The sequence below is a fragment of the Paenibacillus sp. FSL H7-0943 genome (assembly GCF_037963265.1).
Classification (GTDB): Bacteria; Bacillota; Bacilli; order Paenibacillales; family Paenibacillaceae; genus Paenibacillus_AQ; species Paenibacillus_AQ odorifer.
Genome location: NZ_CP150148.1, coordinates 5,975,768 through 5,991,856, shown reverse-complemented (window position 1 = coordinate 5,991,856; position 16,089 = coordinate 5,975,768). Strand labels below are relative to the sequence as shown.

The following is a 16,089-nucleotide window of genomic DNA, read 5'->3' as shown; positions in this document are numbered from 1 at the left end:
GGATGCAGATTCGTTTCGGATTCAGTTTTCAGGCGATTAAGCCTGGTATGAATATTCCCTGATAGCTCAGTTGGTAGAGCACTCGACTGTTAATCGAGTTGTCACAGGTTCGAGTCCTGTTCGGGGAGCCATATGGAGAGGTGTCCGAGTTTGGCCGAAGGAGCACGATTGGAAATCGTGTAGGCGCCACAAGCGTCTCGAGGGTTCGAATCCCTCTCTCTCCGCCACAAATTTTTAATTAGTATGGCCCGTTGGTCAAGGGGTTAAGACACCTCCCTTTCACGGAGGTAACATGGGTTCGAATCCCATACGGGTCACCAAATTTTCACTTGATTTATCCTAGTGGACTTTGGTACAATAACAATTGTTGTTTATGGAGGCTTAGCTCAGCTGGGAGAGCATCTGCCTTACAAGCAGAGGGTCGGGGGTTCGATCCCCTCAGCCTCCACCATAACACTTTCTTACTGACGCGGGGTGGAGCAGCCCGGTAGCTCGTCGGGCTCATAACCCGAAGGCCGCAGGTTCAAATCCTGCCCCCGCAACCAATTAACTTAAGCAATTATATCTTTTGGAACCGTGGTGTAGTTGGCCTAACATGCCTGCCTGTCACGCAGGAGATCGCGGGTTCGAATCCCGTCGGTTCCGCCATTTTCATCATGGCTCGGTAGCTCAGTCGGTAGAGCAGAGGACTGAAAATCCTCGTGTCGGCGGTTCGATTCCGTCCCGAGCCACCATTTATCATCACAAAAGAATGAGTGCCATGCCGGTGTAGCTCAATTGGTAGAGCAACTGACTTGTAATCAGTAGGTTGGGGGTTCAAGTCCTCTCGCCGGCACCATCCTTGGAGGATTAGCGAAGTGGCCAAACGCATCAGACTGTAAATCTGCTCACGTGAGTGTTCGGTGGTTCGAATCCATCATCCTCCACCAGTTTTTAGGGGCATAGTTTAAAGGTAGAACAACGGTCTCCAAAACCGTTGGTGTGGGTTCAATTCCTGCTGCCCCTGCCAAGTTCTTTCTAAAGTTTAATATGGCGGCCGTGGCGAAGGGGTTAACGCACCGGATTGTGGTTCCGGCATTCGTGGGTTCGAGACCCATCGGCCGCCCCATTTACTTTAAAATGAATAATGGCAACAATATCAACTTAATATGGCGACTGTGGCGAAGGGGTTAACGCACCGGATTGTGGTTCCGGCATTCGTGGGTTCGAGACCCATCAGTCGCCCCATTTTACTTTAAAATGTTATTGGGGATTAGCCAAGCGGTAAGGCAACGGACTTTGACTCCGTCACTCATAGGTTCGAATCCTATATCCCCAGCCATTTTATGCGGACGTGGCTCAGCGGTAGAGCATCGCCTTGCCAAGGCGAGGGTCGCGGGTTCGATTCCCGTCGTCCGCTCCAAGTTTTCATGGCGCCATAGCCAAGTGGTAAGGCAAAGCTCTGCAAAAGCTTTATCCCCAGTTCAAATCTGGGTGGCGCCTCCATTTAGTTCATATGTGCCGGCGTGGCGGAATGGCAGACGCGCTCGACTCAAAATCGAGTGGGAAACCGTGGAGGTTCGAGTCCTCTCGCCGGTATCTTAAAAAGGTTTGTAAGAATGCTTTCATAAGCAATCTTACAAACCTTTTTTCTTTATGTCCTTGGGTTTACAGCAGTAAGCCGTTGAATAGAGAGTTTCTCTATTTCAACGGCTTTTTTTAATCTGATTAGTGATTAACCTGATTGATTATTAATGCGGAATGCTCGCGGGGTAAGACCTATTTCTCGTTTGAACATATTGCAGAATTGGGCATCGTTCACAAAACCTGCAGCAGCAGATACTTCAGAGATTTGCATCTGAGTATGACGTAATAAAGATTTTGCATAATCCAGGCGTTTTAACAGCAAATACCGCAGGGGTGAAGACCCGAAACGTTCTTTAAATAGATGGCGAAAACGATCGTAACTATATCCGGACATTTCTGATAGTGTTTCGACGGACAATTTATGGCGATAATGCTCATTCATATAATTAAGGACATATTGTACTCGATCTTCTGTTGGGGATTGATATCCAGAGGCACTAAGAAGCCTCATAAGATGGACGGTAATCTCGCTCATTTGTAGGTTTAGAAGCTCAGAGAATCCGTCTTGCTTGCGTGTAAACTCTGCTTTCATTCGCAGCAGGATTTGAAGAACGGTCTGATCTTTATCATCTTCATATACGCCGAGCAGATTACTCATATTAGGGTGTTCCGAGTGGAAGCCTACAAATAATACATTTGCATCCTCACGGTGGTGCTCGTCATGTTTATGATTGGGTGGCACAAGCGCGAAAGAAGAGGAGCGAAAATGGTAACTTCGTGGGCCAACATTGGTTGTCCCTACCCCCTGTAAATAATAGACTAGTTCGTAGCATTCATGCTGGTGTGGAGGGATATAAGTATTTAGCTCATGTGTGGCACTTACAATATATAGAACACGATCCATGATGATCCTCCAATACTTATGTTTTAGCCGAATCGTACAAAACTATGACCGAAATCATATAATTATTTTTAATAATATTTGTTATGATCGTATCAATAAATCCGAAAGTTCGCAACCTGACTGGCCATCTCGTTCGGAAATAAAGCGGATTATTAATAATAATGGTATTTTTATTGCTATTTTTGAGCCTAAACGTTAAATTTATTACTTTTAATGATACTTTATTTGGAAAAAAGAGAATTTCCATTTGAACCGTGAATTATACAATGGGTGAAGATGGGATTCTGCGGATTACTAACCAACTAAAATTAGGGGTGGAATAGAGTAATGAATAAAAAAGTTCTTTCTTTGTTGTTATTAATGGTGATGGTTCTGGTCACAGCATGTGGGAATAACACGTCCAATAATGGTTCTTCAACGAATACTGGATCCAAAGCGGACGAAGGCGGAGAAACAGGTGCAGGGGATAAACTCAAGGTTGTATTGCTGATTCCGGGGACACTTGGGGATAAATCATTTTTTGATTCCGCTAATAACGGCTTGCAAAAGGTTAAGGATGAACTTGGTGCAGTAACAAAGGTTGTTGAAATGGGCGTTGATAAAACGAAATGGGAGCCTACATTTAACGATATCGCTTCCGAGGATTGGGATGTAATTATTTCTGGCGGTTCTGAAATTACAGAGATGTTTAATGCAACGGCAGAATTGTATCCAGACAAAAAATTCATTAATTATGATACCGACATCGATGAAGCACCAGATAACATGTACAACATGTCTTATGCGACAAATGAAGTATCTTTCTTGGCAGGTGCAGTAGCAGCATTAGCTACACAATCGGATATGCCGAATGCTACCCCTGAGAATGTGATTGGGTTTGTGGGCGGTATGGATATTCCGGGGATTAATGCTTTCTTGGTCGGTTACATTCAAGGTGCTCAGTACGTTGATCCTGATGTAAAAGTGGCTGTGTCGTACGCTGGTGATTTTGTTAACCCGGCAAAAGGTAAGGAGCTGTCTCTAATTCAATATAACTCCGGTGTGGATGTTATTTTTAACGTGGCTGGGGGTACAGGTCTTGGGATCTTTGACGCAGCTAAAGAGAAGAAAAAATATGCAATCGGTGTAGACTCCGATCAGGCAATGTTGATTAACGATACAGATAGTGAAAAAGCAAATCTAATCGTTACTTCATCTATTAAAAAGATTGATACGGCTATTCTAGGTGCAGTGAAGAGATTGCAAGAGGGTACGCTAGAAATGGGCAAACGTGATGTATTGAGCTTTGTAGATGATGGTGTAGGTATTGCTGAGAATGATATTTATAAAAATGTATTCCCGGCTGATCTTCAGGCCAAGGTTGAAGAAGTGAAGCAAAAGCTGATCAATAAAGAAATTAAAGTGGATAATGCGATGGGGATGGAAACCGCAGAGGTAGAAGCTATTCGTAACGCAGTTAAGCCTTAAGCTTTAAACCTTAAGATCAGCTCTATAGAGATAAACCTACAGTTGGAGATTCTTCTAGTCAGGGGAATTCCAGCTGTATATTTTTGCAGACCTCCAAGTTGAAAGGCGTTGAGACCTATGTACACAGCTCTGCTGGAAATGCGGGGAATTACCAAGGTATATCCCAATGGCGTCGTTGCAAATAAAGACGTGCATTTTTCTTTACGTGAGGGAGAAATACATGCGATTGCAGGTGAGAACGGTGCTGGTAAATCGACTTTAATGAAGATTATGTTCGGCATGGAAGAGCCAAGTGAAGGCGAGATCTATATCAAGGGTGAAAAAGTAAAGCTGCAATCCGCTCAGGACGCCATTGATAGAGGTATCGGCATGGTCCACCAGCATTTCATGTTGGTACCTTCTTTTACGGTGGCAGAGAATATGGTGCTGGGTATGGAGCCGCGCAGAGGAGTTGGCATTAATTATGCCGAGGCTGTGCGCATGACGGAAGAGACCGCAAGGAAATACAATCTGGCCGTGGATCCAAAGGCAAAAGTAGAGGATCTTACAGTTGGGATGAAGCAAAAGGTTGAGATTCTTAAGGCGCTGCTGCGTGGTGCGAAAATTCTGGTGCTTGATGAGCCAACTGCGGTGTTGACTCCACAGGAAACAGAGGAATTGTTCCGCGAGCTTAAGCAATTAAGGGAACAGGGGCATACGATAGTTTTTATTTCGCACAAATTAAAGGAAGTCAAAGCGATTTGCGACAGAATTACGATTATGCGCAGCGGCCGTAGTGAAGGTGTTTTTCAAACACAGGATGTGACAGAACAGGAAATCTCGAGGTTAATGGTCGGCAGAGATGTCGTGCTGAAATATGACAAAGAGATTCTGGCTGTTAGTGAGCCAGTACTAACGGTGCAGGGACTCGGTGTGAATGATGCAGATGGTAAAGCGTTATTGTCAGATATCAATTTTGCGGTACGTGGTGGGCAGATCGTTGGGATTGCTGGTGTAGAAGGTAACGGGCAGACACAGCTCATTGAAGCTCTTACAGGTAGCTTGAGAGGTGTCTCAAGTCAGGGTTCTGTACTAGTGAAGGGAAAGGATATCCGTGAATCGGATATTTTGGATATTCGTAAGCTAGGCGTTTCCTATATACCGGAGGATCGGATGCGGCAAGGGATCGCTAGTGAAGCAAGCATAGCTGATAATCTGCTATCTACTCAGTATCGTACAAAAGCAATGAATAAAGGTCTTTTTTTGAATGGCTCACGAATTGCCAAGCTAGCAGTATCCCTTGTAGAGGAATTTAAAGTCCGCTGTTCAGGACCTTCTCAGCCCATAGGAATGTTGTCAGGTGGTAACATGCAGAAGGTAGTCGTAGCTAGAGAGTGTTCGACTGAACCGCAGCTGCTTATTGCAGAACAGCCGACACGGGGTGTGGATATAGGCGCAGCCCAGTTCATACATCAAAAGTTGTTGGAATTACGTTCAGACGATTGCGCGATTTTGCTAGTGTCGGCAGATTTGAATGAGATCTTGGAGATCAGCGATAGTCTGTTAGTAATGTACGAGGGTAAGATTGTTGCCTTTTTCGAGGAGCCATCTAAGGTTAGTGAGGAAGAATTAGGTCTTTATATGCTGGGGATTCATCGGCAGGACGAGGAGCACATCGGGAGGGCCGTAAATCATGTTTAAAGTTAAATATTTTGAGTACATTCGGACATCGGCGGTAATCGTTATTGCACTCGCTATTGCCTTTCTGATCATCTCTTTGGTCAGTAATCAGCCTGTGAAGACGATTGGTATATTCCTATTAGAGCCGTTATCCAGTAAAGGTCATATTGGTAATGTGATTGAGATGGCGATTCCGCTCATGTTCACTGGGTTGGCAGTATCCTTGTTGTTTCGAGCCAATATGTTCAACCTGGGAGCTGAAGGGATTTTCTATTTCTCCGGTGTTGTAACTTCCGTATTGGCTATTCATTTAACGCTGGACGGCTGGCTGCATCCGATGGTAGCTATTGCTGCAGGTTCAATTGTAGGAGCGTTGCTCTCGGCAATACCTGGTATTCTGAAGGCAAAATGGAATGCTAATGAGTTGGTTACATCCTTAATGTTCAATAATATTTTGTTCGGAGTAGGGCTATACCTACTGAACTATCATCTGCGTGATGCTAAAGCTTTTGCCAATGTATCCTACAAATTCGAGAAAACGGCACTGCTGAGTAAAATGGTCTCGGGCACCCGTATTCATACCGGTCTTATTATCGTTATCGTGCTTATTATTGCAGCTCATCTATTCCTATACAAAACGAAATGGGGATATGAGCTGCGCATGACAGGCATCAACCGGGACTTTGCCCGTTATTCCGGTATGAAGACAGCCAAGGTTATTATTCTCGTCCACTTGATTGCAGGTTTTATCGCAGGTATGGGGGGCTCCGTAGAAGTGCTGGGGATGTATAACCGTTTCCAATGGACGTCACTGCCTGGTTATGGTTTGGATGGTGCCCTTGTAGCGATGTTAGCCAAAAATAATCCGCTGTCCGTAATCGGCTCTGCATTATTCCTAGCGTACATTCGAATTGGGGCTGACATGATGGCTCGTCTGTCTGATGTACCTTCAGAGATGATCTCAATTATACAGGCAATTATCATTCTTCTGATTTCGGCTGAGCAATTTCTGAAGTTCTGGAAAAATCGGATGCTCTTGAAGGAGGCGAAGGAAGCGTGAACAGTTTGTTTGATGTGATTTTTACAACTGACTTTGCGTTCTCTGTCCTTCGCGTGACGACTCCGATTCTGTTCGCTGCGCTCGGCGCACTTATCTCCAATCGTGCAGGGATCATTAACATTGGGATGGAGGGCATTATGCTTGTTGCCGCTTTAGCGGGTGTCATCATAAGCAGCTATACGCATAGCGCGTGGGTAGGTCTGCTTGGGGCGGTGTTGTCTGGAACATTGATCGCTGGAATATTAGCTTTTTTCACCCTGAAATTCAAAACACATATCATTCTCGGGGGTGTGGCCATTAATATGTTCGCTTCGGGAGGCACTGTGTTTATCCTCTATCTGCTTAGTGGCGACAAGGGTTCTTCCACTTCTCTGGCGAGTAAAGTTCTGCCTAGTGTCCAGATTCCTTTGTTGAAGGATATCCCGGTGCTTGGACCTATTTTATCGGGGCATCACATACTGACGTATGTTTCTATATTGGCTGTGTTTGTTGTCTACTATCTATTAAACCGTACACCGCTTGGACTGCGCATTCGTTCAGTGGGTGAAAATCCACATGCGGCTCAATCCGTGGGTGTAAGTGTTGTAAAAATACAGTATATGGCTTTGCTGCTTAGCGGATTTTTTGCCGGTTTAGGCGGTGCTTATATGTCGATGGGGTATTTGTCACTGTTTACCCGCGATATGATCGCTGGCCGGGGCTGGATTGCCATTGCCGCTGAGTCGATGGGAAGAAGTACTACCGTAGGCACGGCGCTGACCTCTTTATTATTTGGTACTGCAGATGCATTGTCGAATGCGCTACAGGTGTTAAAGATTCCTGCGGAGCTAATCGCCACTCTTCCTTATGTAGCCACAGTAATTGGACTTGTGATCTACGCAGTATCTGAGACACGAAAAAAGAATAAAAAACTTAAAAGCCCGCTAGTTAAATAGCGATTGAAATGATTGATACACAGACAAGGAGTGAGTAACTATGCCAACACCTATTATTATTGACTGCGATCCAGGGCATGATGACGCAATAGCGATACTGCTTGCCATAGCAAATTCGGAGAAGTTAGATCTGCGCGGGATTACAACGGTTGGTGGAAACCAAATTTTAGATAAAATCACGGAAAACGCTCTGAAGGTGATCAGTTTCGTGAATGCTGACATTCCTGTAGCTAAAGGGGCTGCTGGCCCACTGTTCGGCAAGCTTGTTACAGGTGAGGAAGCGCATGGTGAATCGGGCATGGATGGCCCGCTTTTGCCCCCAAGTAAATTTCGCCCTGTAGAGCAGGGTGCTGTGGAGTTTATGCTGAATATCATCCGTTCTTCAGAGGAGAAGATTACGCTTGTGCCGATGGCTCCTTTAACAAATATTGCACTGCTAATCACGGCTTATCCAGAGATTAAAGACAGAATTGAAAAAATCTCACTGATGGGCGGAGGTATCTCGTATGGGAATGTCACCTCTACTGCGGAGTTTAATATCTATGTAGATCCTGAAGCAGCCCGTATTGTGTTTGAGTCGGGGATTCCGATCACAATGAGTGGTCTGGATGTGACCGATAAGGCTGCTATTTTTGAAGATGAGATCCTAGCATTGAAAGAGCGGGGACCAGTGTCTACTATGGTCGGAGAATTGCTGGATTTCTATTCGATTTACGGTAAAAAAATGGGCTATGTCGGCAGTGCGCTGCATGATCCATGTGCTGTTGCCTGGCTGCTGCATCCGGAACTATTTGAATCTGAGCATCTATATGTAACGGTGGAGACCGAAGGCAAGCTGACGCGGGGAATGACAGTTGCAGACAGACGGAAAAAGACGGATCGTCCAGCGAATGTACAAGTATTGGTGGGCGTTGACCGGGAAGCATTTATGAAGCTGATCTTTGATTCACTGGAAAAGCTTGATCAAGAGCTGCTGCTAGCGGCTGAAGGGAAGTAGCCTATGGCAGGATGGGAGAGACTTCAAGAGACCGTGCAGTTTGAAATTGCTCAGCGTGGAGAAGAAGGTTGCGAGATTGATGGGTTCGCGGATAAGCTAGCGGCTGCTGGCGCCGATGAGCTCAAGCTGATGCAGGTATACAATGAGCTAATGGAGCTTACGATTAGTGAGGATTTTCCGTATCAAGAGCCATCCTCTCTGGAGGAGATTCGTCAACTACGTCCAGAAGGTCCACGTAAGCTTGAGGCGGACTGGAGCGAGGCAGAATGGAGAGATAAGTTCTATGGAGCCTGGCTCGGTAGAAGTGTCGGCTGCGCACTTGGGAAACCGCTGGAGTATTGGGACTATCTCTATGGGAAAGATGGCCGTTCGGGCTGGGAGAATATTGAGCTATGGTTTCAGGGTGCGGACGCCTGGCCAATTACTGGCTATACGCCTGGGCATTCACGGGCAGAGGCTGAATATGGTCTTGGCTTAAGTGAATGGACATATGCGAGTACCCGCGAGACGATCAAGTATATGGAAAGCGATGACGATATTCGCTACACTGTCCTGGGTCTTATGCTGCTGGAGCAGAAGGGTCTGAACTGGGATTCTTGGGATATCGGAAAGCTGTGGCATACACATTTAACATATAGTCAGGTGTGCACGGCGGAGACACAGTCATATATGAATTTTGCGCAGGAGACCTCTCATCTGCATGGCGAGAAGCCTGCGGATTGGCTGGTGCGGCAGGAAAGAGTGCGGATGCACTTAAACCCTTACCGCGAGTGGATTGGTGCCGCTATACGCGCAGATGGACTGGCTTATGGCGCAGCAGGTTATCCTGAGCTTGCGGCAGAACTAGGCTGGCGCGACGCTTCATTTTCACATGTGAAAAATGGTATCTACGGTGAGATGTTGAATGCGGCGATGATATCGGCAGCTTTTGCAGAGAAGGATAATGAACGGATCCTAGAGATAGGCCTTAGTGAGATTCCGCGTACCAGTCGTTTGGCCAGTGATGTTTTGCGGGGGATAGATATTGCGCAGAAGGCCAAAAGTGAGCGGGAGTTGGTTCGTAACATTTGGGATACTTTTAGCCACTATGATGCAGTCCATACAAATAATAATGCTGCTCTTGTAGCTGCGTCGCTTGTTTATGGCGGGAATGACTTTGAAAAAACAGTTGTCACTTCCGTATATGGTGGAATGGATACAGACTGTAACGGGGCTACTGTGGGCTCAATTATGGGAGCGAAGCTTGGAGCAAGTAAGTTGCCGGCTTCATGGATCGAACCGCTTCACGATACGTTATATGCCGATCTGCCCGGATTTCATCCGATAGCGATTTCGGAATGTGCGGAACGCAGCTACCAAGTGTTCTTGAAGATTCGCAGAGAGCTTGGCGAAAAGGCATAAAAGATTTAGCGAGTATGGGACTCGATAGATCAGGGATTCAGGGATTACTATATGAATTATGGGATGTCTTAAGCTATTGGCTTAGACATCTTTTTTTGTGTAACAGCAGGTCTTTAATCACACTCCAACGAACCAAATGTAGCTTTAACTGCATTTCATACACTTAAAAAAACCAAATATGGCTATATTAACAGTGGAGCGTTTAGTGGTGGGGCAATAGGAGAATCATGATTTCAAGAGGGAAGGATTATCTTTGCTAACCCTTTTTATTTTATTAATAAATGTGTAAAAAGAGCCCGGTATAAAGGGGGTTTAGGTTTTCATCAACCTTCCTGGTATATCATTTAAAGAAAAATGATGACACAGCAGAAGAAATGTCTTATTATTTAAGGAGATTTTTAATAAAACAGATTTTAGAAAATTGTAATACAATGTCTCACTTGATGGAGGTTCATTATATAAGGGAAAGGAAGGGGGAGCTTCTAATACTGTCGCTGAGTCGGGTAAGTAAAGGGTACAAGCTGAAGGAAGGCATCTATCAGGCTGTAGATGAGGTATCGCTGGAGGTAAAGCAGGGATCCATTCATGGGATCATTGGTGAGAGTGGTGCGGGGAAATCTACGCTGCTGCGACTGATGAATCTTCTGGAACAGCCGGATGAGGGAACGGTTACCGTAGATGGCCACAACCTGACCGAAATGCCTAGTAAAGCACTGCGTAAAGCAAGGCAAAAGATTGGAATGATCTTTCAACAATTTAATCTTGTTTATAACGTCACTGTAGAGCGGAATGTTTCGATCCCGCTGGAGCTGGCAGATGTCCTAAAGCATGAACGAATGAAGCGTGTGAAGGAGTGTCTGGATTTTGTTGGACTGGCAGATAAGGCAAAACAATATCCGGCACAGCTCAGCGGAGGACAACGTCAGCGTGTTGCGATTGCCCGCGCGCTAGCGAACAGTCCGGGAATATTACTGTGTGACGAGCCAACGTCCTCCCTGGACCCTGGAACCACTACAGATATCTTGAACGTGCTGAAGCATGTGAATTCAAGTCTTGGAGTAACGGTTGTCATTGTTACGCATGAGATGGATGTTGTTAAAAGCATATGTACTCATGTATCGGTGATGGAAAAAGGGCGCATTGTAGATTCGTTCTCTCGTGAAGACGGTGAATTCCGTCCAGCGGCAGCCAGTACCGGGACATACCGCGATCAGATTCTTGGTAAAGCGGGGGAAGATCATGTTTGATAGTGTACTTCAATATCAGGCACAGATGTGGGATTCGATTGGTGAAACCTTTGTGATGGTTGGTATTTCTGTTGGAGCGGCCGTGCTGCTGGGGCTTCCACTGGGTACCTTGTTGTTTTTTTTCCGAAAAGGGCAGCTTTATGAGAATACAACGTTGTCTCTGGTGCTCAACAGTATCGTTAATATTATCCGCTCTTTTCCGTTCCTGCTGCTGGTCGTTGCGCTAATTCCAGTCACTCGTTTCCTGGTCGGGACCGCCATTGGTACGATTGCAGCAGCGGTTCCATTATCTATAATCGCTATTGCCTATTATGCTCGGTTAGTGGAGCAGTCGTTGCTGGAGGTTCCTAAAGGGGTCATTGAAGCAGCATTATCGATGGGAGCCTCGAAGCTGGGCTTGATCTTTAAATTTCTGTATGTGGAAGCTCGTTCGGGTCTAGTCCTTGGACTTACTACTTCTACAATTAGCTTTATCTCCTTCTCGACCGTGATGGGAGTTGTTGGTGGGGGAGGGGTTGGTGATTTCGCTATCCGTTATGGTTATCAGCGTTTTGAGACGGAAGTGATGATCTATGCCATTCTAGTGATGATTGTATTAGTCCAATTGGTTCAGTTCACCGGGGGGACTATCGCAAGGCTGTTGGATAAGCGGTAATACAAAATAGTTCAATATATAAACTGGGGGTTAGTAGTACTAATGAAAAAATCAATGATACTTGTGCTTACATTAATGGTATTGGTCGTAGCGGGTTGTGGCTCTAATAAAGCAGCCGAGAACAATACTGCAAAAGGTAGTAATGATGAGTTAACCAAATTAAAGATCGCTACACTGATCCCACCTATGACAGAAATTCTGGATATTGTGAAGCCGCTCCTGAAGGAAGATGGCATTGATCTGGAGATCGTTGTTCTCTCTGATAATGTGCAGCCTAATGAGGCGTTGGCTAATAAAGAAGTAGACGCTAACTTTTTCCAACACGTTCCTTATATGAAGCAATATAATGAAAGCAAAGGCTCTAATCTGGTAGAGGTACAGCCTGTTTATGACGCTATTTATGGCGGATACTCCAAACGTTATAAGACTATAGCTGATCTTCCTGAAGGGGCTACGCTTGTAATGGCTAATGATCCATCTAACATCGGCCGTTCATTGCAAATGTTCGCTGCAGCTGATCTTATTAAGCTAAAAGAAGGCGTAGGCATTCAAGCCACACAAGCAGACATTACTGAAAATCCAAAAAAATTCAAGTTTGAAGAAGTCGATCTCTTAATGCTGGCCCGTATGCTTGATGATGGCGATCTGGTAGCCATGACTCCTGCTTATGCGAGCCCACTAGGATTGACACCGAAGAAAGATGCACTGATTACGGAAGGCGAAGATTCCGAATTCACAATTACTTTGGTGGCACGTGAAGATAACAAGGACTCTGACGCCATTCAAAAGCTGGCTAAACGGATCAGCGGTCCTGAAGTGAAAAAGTTCCTTGAGGATAATTACGCGGATATTGCGTTGCCTGCGTTTAAATAAGCTGAATATGGATCTATAAAAAAGGGCAGCCCGGCGATATTTACCGGGCTGCCCTTTTTGTAATAGGAGTATTTAGGTGTGTCTTACATTACTCGGCTTCTCTCAGCCGTTCCACAATGGATGCTTGGGATAACGTTTTATAGGCTCTCAGTGTCACTGTGTAAGCGAGAATTAACAAAATAGGAACGGTGAGGATAAACGGCAGCCAACTCATCTGAAATACCATAAAGGCCATATTATCCGTGATGCTTTTGGAAAGGTTATAGGTCAGCAATACACCTAATGTTGAGGTTATGAGGACGGTTAGCAAAACGGTGTAGAATCCTTCAAGGATCAGCATACGTTTTAGCTGCTTTTTGGTCATGCCAATACTCTCCAGCATGGCAAGTTCATTCCGGCGGGAGACTACCCCGGTGAGTACAGTGTTGATATAATTCAGCACCCCGATTAGAGCAATGACCAGGCTAAGCCCATACCCGACGGTTTGAAAAATGCGAATGAATCCACCGAGCTCATCCTTGTAATCCTCCCTTGATTTTAAAGTTAATTCATCAGTTGAATCTGTTAAAGCTTTGACCACTTGTTCTACCTGGTCCAGCTTAGTCGGATCGACATGTAGTGTGGCTGAAACGATATTGGCTGGATCTGTACCCTTCGGCATTTCCTTCTGCAGCTCCGAAGCAGGGAGGAAGATGTTGTAACCTAACATAGAGTAAGATTTTGTTGTGGCAGCATATACTGCATCATGTTTTACTACTGCCATCACTTCATAAGATTTATCCGACTTCTCGAAAGTGACTGTATCTCCAGGATGATAATAGGTGCGGTAGCTATCTTCTTCTATAAACATGGCCTCAGATATGACCGCATATTTTCCTGAAGCAAACTTCTGCCTGTTAAACTCCCCTTCAATAATATCCTTGTCCACAAGATCATACCAGCCCGGATCTAATCCATATAAATGATTGTAGACCATCCCCCCCTTATCTAAAGTGGAGAGAAGATAAGGATGTGGGTCAGCAGCTGCCATTGGCTCCAAAATAGCCCGGACAGCATCATCGACAGGAGATGGAACATATCTGTGGTAAACCTTATCAACAGTTTCTACACCGTCAATTTTACTTAGATTGTTGGCGAATTCCTCTGAAAGCTTATATGGATCACCGTCTCGAGGTCCTGTAATACTGACTAGCACTTCATTCTGAACCACAAAATCACCGGAGATAAAGGCACGTAGATATTTATTCACATCCAGTGAGGAAATTACTGTAAAAATGGTACTGAACAAGATGATACTCAAGGAGAGTGAAGAGAGCATCAGGATCAGCTTCTTTTTGCTTCTGAACAGGTTGGAGAACGCCATGTTGTGAAGTTTTGCGCCATGTTTTGATTTTTTGGCATTCCGTTTTCCACCGCTGCTGACTCCGGCAAATTTTACAGCCTCTACCGGCGAGGTTCGCGAAGCCATTCGGCCCGGTTTGCTTGCGGCGATCCATACTGTCATAAACGAGAATGCTGCTGCACCAATAAATATCCACGGGCTAGCAGAATAGACATTATCAGTAGAACCGTTTAAAAATGAGGAGGCCATAGGGAGAATCAGCAGACCTAGCAGATACCCGAACCCCAATCCAAAAGGCAATGCGACGAGATAAAGTGACCGGGCCTGAATGGAGATGATCTTTTTCAGTTGTCGGGGTGTGGTACCGATGGTCTTTAGCAGCCCGTAAAATTTGACATCCCGCACGACGGAAATAAAAAAGATATTGTAGATTAGTAAATAGCCGCTCAGCATGGTGATAAGAATGACAACTGCATAAGGAATGATATTCAGTAGATTATCGGAGAGAGAAACACTTGTATAAGCCGGATTGACACCATAAGGTACATCCAGGCCGGTGTCCGTCAAAATCTTTTGTACCTTCTGTTCAATATTATAAGAATTATTAAACATCACCCCTAGACCTGCGGTGTTCACATAAGAACCCGTTGCCTCAGAGATGTCCGGGTCAATATGGGAAATGTTCTTCTGTGTAAATGCTTCGGATACAAAAGCCAATCCTGACATCGCCAAATTTTGATCGGTTTCGTAATATCCGGAGAGCTTAAAGTCTTGGCTTATGACTTTTTCACCAATGTCTATATCCAGCTTCACAGTCTGGCCTAACTCATGTTTTGCTCCTAGCAAGTCAAGCGCCCAAGTATTTAGGACGATTTCATTCTCTTGGGAGGGCAGTCCGCCGGCTATAAAGTTGATAAAACCGTGTTTGGCATAATTCTCGTCAATTCGAAGGACCTCTACCCGGTGATTCTTGAACAGACTGGTGCTTATATCGCCAACCTTAAGGAAGACGCCATACTCTTTGATGGATGGTTGATTCTTCAGCTTCTCCAACTCGGCAGGATTCAGATATTTGAAGCTTCCATGATAATCGCTGCCGGTAGTCTGCATTTGTGCGCGTTGCATCGATTTGTTAATACTGAGCGCCAAGGTAAACACGCTGGTGATCAAAAGCGTAGTCAGTACGATGGCACAGATGATAGTGAAATTGCGAGCACGGTTGGCTTTGAGGCTTTTTTTGGCTAAAGTAGCAATGGTCTTATGGTTATTCGTGCTGATCATGGCTGGCTCACTCCGGAGCTACGGAGTTGTCCAGTGAAAATGACGCCATCTTCAATACGGATAATACGGTCAGCAGTTTGAGCAATTTGTTCATTGTGTGTGATCATCACAATGGTTTGGTTGAATTTTTCACTCATCTGTTTAAGTAAAATCAGCACTTCTTGGCTTGTTTTGCTGTCCAGATTACCTGTAGGTTCATCTGCTAAGATGATTGAAGGTTTGGTCGCCAATGCTCTGGCTATTGCCACCCGTTGCTGCTGTCCGCCAGACAGATTAGAAGGTAGAGTATTCATCTTTTCCTGCAAGCCTAAAGTGCGGATGATTAGATCAAGATAAGTTTCGTCAATTTTGCCACCGTCTAGTTCAATGGGCAGCACAATATTCTCCCGCACATTTAGTATGGGTACCAAATTGTAGTTCTGAAAAACAAACCCCACCGATCTGCGCCGAAAAATGGTCAGCTTCTCATCACTCATCGCAAAAATATCATTCCCGTTCACGTAAACCTTGCCCTCTGTTGCCCGATCTAATCCACCAAGCATATGAAGAAGGGTGCTTTTGCCGCTGCCGCTAGTGCCGACAATGGCGACAAACTCCCCTTTATCCACTGACAGTGATATACCGTCCAAAGCCTTAACGCTTGCGCCAACCTTTCCATAGTGTTTTTTTAAATTTTCAGTCTGTAGAATCGGCATAACTCTT

12 protein-coding genes and 16 tRNA genes are annotated in these 16,089 nt (G+C 45.2%); 25 read left to right on the top strand and 3 right to left on the bottom strand.

What is annotated here, in order from left to right; genetic code table 11:
- Positions 1–55: 55 nt before the first annotated feature.
- From NSQ55_RS26160 to NSQ55_RS26085, 16 genes are all read left to right on the top strand, one after another.
- A tRNA-Asn gene (locus NSQ55_RS26160) sits at positions 56–131 on the top strand.
- A 3-nt stretch (positions 132–134) separates the two neighbouring features.
- A tRNA-Ser gene (locus NSQ55_RS26155) sits at positions 135–227 on the top strand.
- An 18-nt stretch (positions 228–245) separates the two neighbouring features.
- Positions 246–320 (top strand) — tRNA-Glu (locus tag NSQ55_RS26150).
- Positions 321–375: 55 nt separating this feature from the next.
- Positions 376–451, top strand: a tRNA-Val gene (locus NSQ55_RS26145).
- 17 nt (positions 452–468) lie between these two features.
- Positions 469–545: transfer RNA gene (locus NSQ55_RS26140), tRNA-Met, on the top strand.
- A gap of 25 nt (positions 546–570) precedes the next feature.
- A tRNA-Asp gene (locus NSQ55_RS26135) sits at positions 571–648 on the top strand.
- 10 nt (positions 649–658) lie between these two features.
- Positions 659–734, top strand: a tRNA-Phe gene (locus tag NSQ55_RS26130).
- Between the two features lie 28 nt (positions 735–762).
- Positions 763–838: transfer RNA gene (locus NSQ55_RS26125), tRNA-Thr, on the top strand.
- 5 nt (positions 839–843) lie between these two features.
- Positions 844–929 (top strand) — tRNA-Tyr (locus tag NSQ55_RS26120).
- Positions 930–935: 6 nt separating this feature from the next.
- Positions 936–1,009, top strand: a tRNA-Trp gene (locus NSQ55_RS26115).
- Positions 1,010–1,032: 23 nt separating this feature from the next.
- Positions 1,033–1,108 (top strand) — tRNA-His (locus NSQ55_RS26110).
- A gap of 43 nt (positions 1,109–1,151) precedes the next feature.
- Positions 1,152–1,227 (top strand) — tRNA-His (locus NSQ55_RS26105).
- Between the two features lie 19 nt (positions 1,228–1,246).
- Positions 1,247–1,321, top strand: a tRNA-Gln gene (locus NSQ55_RS26100).
- A 6-nt stretch (positions 1,322–1,327) separates the two neighbouring features.
- Positions 1,328–1,402 (top strand) — tRNA-Gly (locus NSQ55_RS26095).
- A gap of 9 nt (positions 1,403–1,411) precedes the next feature.
- Positions 1,412–1,485: transfer RNA gene (locus NSQ55_RS26090), tRNA-Cys, on the top strand.
- Positions 1,486–1,499: 14 nt separating this feature from the next.
- Positions 1,500–1,578 (top strand) — tRNA-Leu (locus NSQ55_RS26085).
- Between the two features lie 136 nt (positions 1,579–1,714).
- Here NSQ55_RS26085 and NSQ55_RS26080 read toward each other — a convergent pair.
- A complete protein-coding gene (locus NSQ55_RS26080; protein ID WP_076130295.1) occupies positions 1,715–2,470 on the bottom strand; it encodes an AraC family transcriptional regulator in 756 nt (251 codons plus the stop codon).
- Positions 2,471–2,797: 327 nt separating this feature from the next.
- Between NSQ55_RS26080 and NSQ55_RS26075 the strand changes: the two genes are divergently transcribed.
- The 9 genes from NSQ55_RS26075 (at position 2,798) to NSQ55_RS26035 (ending at position 12,764) form a co-directional block, all read left to right on the top strand.
- The gene (locus NSQ55_RS26075) at positions 2,798–3,937 is read left to right on the top strand and encodes a BMP family ABC transporter substrate-binding protein (RefSeq protein WP_339169782.1); all 1,140 of its coding nucleotides are present in this window, start codon (positions 2,798–2,800) and stop codon (positions 3,935–3,937) included.
- 117 nt (positions 3,938–4,054) lie between these two features.
- Complete coding sequence (locus tag NSQ55_RS26070) at positions 4,055–5,617, top strand: ABC transporter ATP-binding protein (protein WP_076130297.1); 1,563 nt, start codon at positions 4,055–4,057, stop codon at positions 5,615–5,617.
- The gene (locus NSQ55_RS26065; protein ID WP_036685569.1) at positions 5,610–6,656 is read left to right on the top strand and encodes an ABC transporter permease; all 1,047 of its coding nucleotides are present in this window, start codon (positions 5,610–5,612) and stop codon (positions 6,654–6,656) included. Before NSQ55_RS26070 ends, NSQ55_RS26065 begins: the two co-directional genes overlap by 8 nt.
- On the top strand, positions 6,653–7,591 hold the full coding sequence (locus NSQ55_RS26060; protein ID WP_036685567.1) for an ABC transporter permease: 939 nt from the start codon (positions 6,653–6,655) through the stop codon (positions 7,589–7,591). The genes NSQ55_RS26065 and NSQ55_RS26060 overlap by 4 nt, the downstream gene beginning before the upstream one ends.
- A gap of 40 nt (positions 7,592–7,631) precedes the next feature.
- Positions 7,632–8,588, top strand: coding sequence for a nucleoside hydrolase (locus NSQ55_RS26055; protein WP_076184827.1), 957 nt, complete (start codon positions 7,632–7,634; stop codon positions 8,586–8,588).
- 3 nt (positions 8,589–8,591) lie between these two features.
- Positions 8,592–9,989, top strand: a complete 1,398-nt coding sequence (locus NSQ55_RS26050; RefSeq protein WP_076302375.1) for an ADP-ribosylglycohydrolase family protein — start codon at positions 8,592–8,594, stop codon at positions 9,987–9,989.
- Between the two features lie 485 nt (positions 9,990–10,474).
- Complete coding sequence (locus NSQ55_RS26045; RefSeq protein WP_339174613.1) at positions 10,475–11,236, top strand: ATP-binding cassette domain-containing protein; 762 nt, start codon at positions 10,475–10,477, stop codon at positions 11,234–11,236.
- Positions 11,229–11,891 carry a methionine ABC transporter permease gene (locus tag NSQ55_RS26040; protein ID WP_036685560.1) on the top strand — a complete coding sequence of 221 codons (663 nt, stop codon included), beginning with the start codon at positions 11,229–11,231 and terminating at the stop codon, positions 11,889–11,891. Before NSQ55_RS26045 ends, NSQ55_RS26040 begins: the two co-directional genes overlap by 8 nt.
- A gap of 42 nt (positions 11,892–11,933) precedes the next feature.
- The gene (locus NSQ55_RS26035; RefSeq protein ID WP_076308850.1) at positions 11,934–12,764 is read left to right on the top strand and encodes a MetQ/NlpA family ABC transporter substrate-binding protein; all 831 of its coding nucleotides are present in this window, start codon (positions 11,934–11,936) and stop codon (positions 12,762–12,764) included.
- 88 nt (positions 12,765–12,852) lie between these two features.
- Here NSQ55_RS26035 and NSQ55_RS26030 read toward each other — a convergent pair whose 3' ends face one another.
- Complete coding sequence (locus NSQ55_RS26030) at positions 12,853–15,387, bottom strand: FtsX-like permease family protein (RefSeq protein ID WP_339169778.1); 2,535 nt, start codon at positions 15,385–15,387, stop codon at positions 12,853–12,855.
- Entirely contained in the window at positions 15,384–16,082 is a 699-nt protein-coding gene (locus NSQ55_RS26025; RefSeq protein ID WP_339169777.1) for an ABC transporter ATP-binding protein, read from the bottom strand. The genes NSQ55_RS26030 and NSQ55_RS26025 overlap by 4 nt, the downstream gene beginning before the upstream one ends.
- Positions 16,083–16,089 lie beyond the last annotated feature (7 nt).

What these genes read in the sequence shown, in the direction of transcription:
- NSQ55_RS26080 (WP_076130295.1), bottom strand. Translation starts at nt 2,470, where the DNA reads ATGGATCGTGTTCTATATATTGTAAGTGCCACACATGAGCTAAATACT.
- NSQ55_RS26075 (WP_339169782.1), top strand. Translation starts at nt 2,798, where the DNA reads ATGAATAAAAAAGTTCTTTCTTTGTTGTTATTAATGGTGATGGTTCTG.
- NSQ55_RS26070 (WP_076130297.1), top strand. Translation starts at nt 4,055, where the DNA reads ATGTACACAGCTCTGCTGGAAATGCGGGGAATTACCAAGGTATATCCC.
- NSQ55_RS26065 (WP_036685569.1), top strand. Translation starts at nt 5,610, where the DNA reads ATGTTTAAAGTTAAATATTTTGAGTACATTCGGACATCGGCGGTAATC.
- NSQ55_RS26055 (WP_076184827.1), top strand. Translation starts at nt 7,632, where the DNA reads ATGCCAACACCTATTATTATTGACTGCGATCCAGGGCATGATGACGCA.
- NSQ55_RS26050 (WP_076302375.1), top strand. Translation starts at nt 8,592, where the DNA reads ATGGCAGGATGGGAGAGACTTCAAGAGACCGTGCAGTTTGAAATTGCT.
- NSQ55_RS26040 (WP_036685560.1), top strand. Translation starts at nt 11,229, where the DNA reads ATGTTTGATAGTGTACTTCAATATCAGGCACAGATGTGGGATTCGATT.
- NSQ55_RS26035 (WP_076308850.1), top strand. Translation starts at nt 11,934, where the DNA reads ATGAAAAAATCAATGATACTTGTGCTTACATTAATGGTATTGGTCGTA.
- NSQ55_RS26030 (WP_339169778.1), bottom strand. Translation starts at nt 15,387, where the DNA reads ATGATCAGCACGAATAACCATAAGACCATTGCTACTTTAGCCAAAAAA.
- NSQ55_RS26025 (WP_339169777.1), bottom strand. Translation starts at nt 16,082, where the DNA reads ATGCCGATTCTACAGACTGAAAATTTAAAAAAACACTATGGAAAGGTT.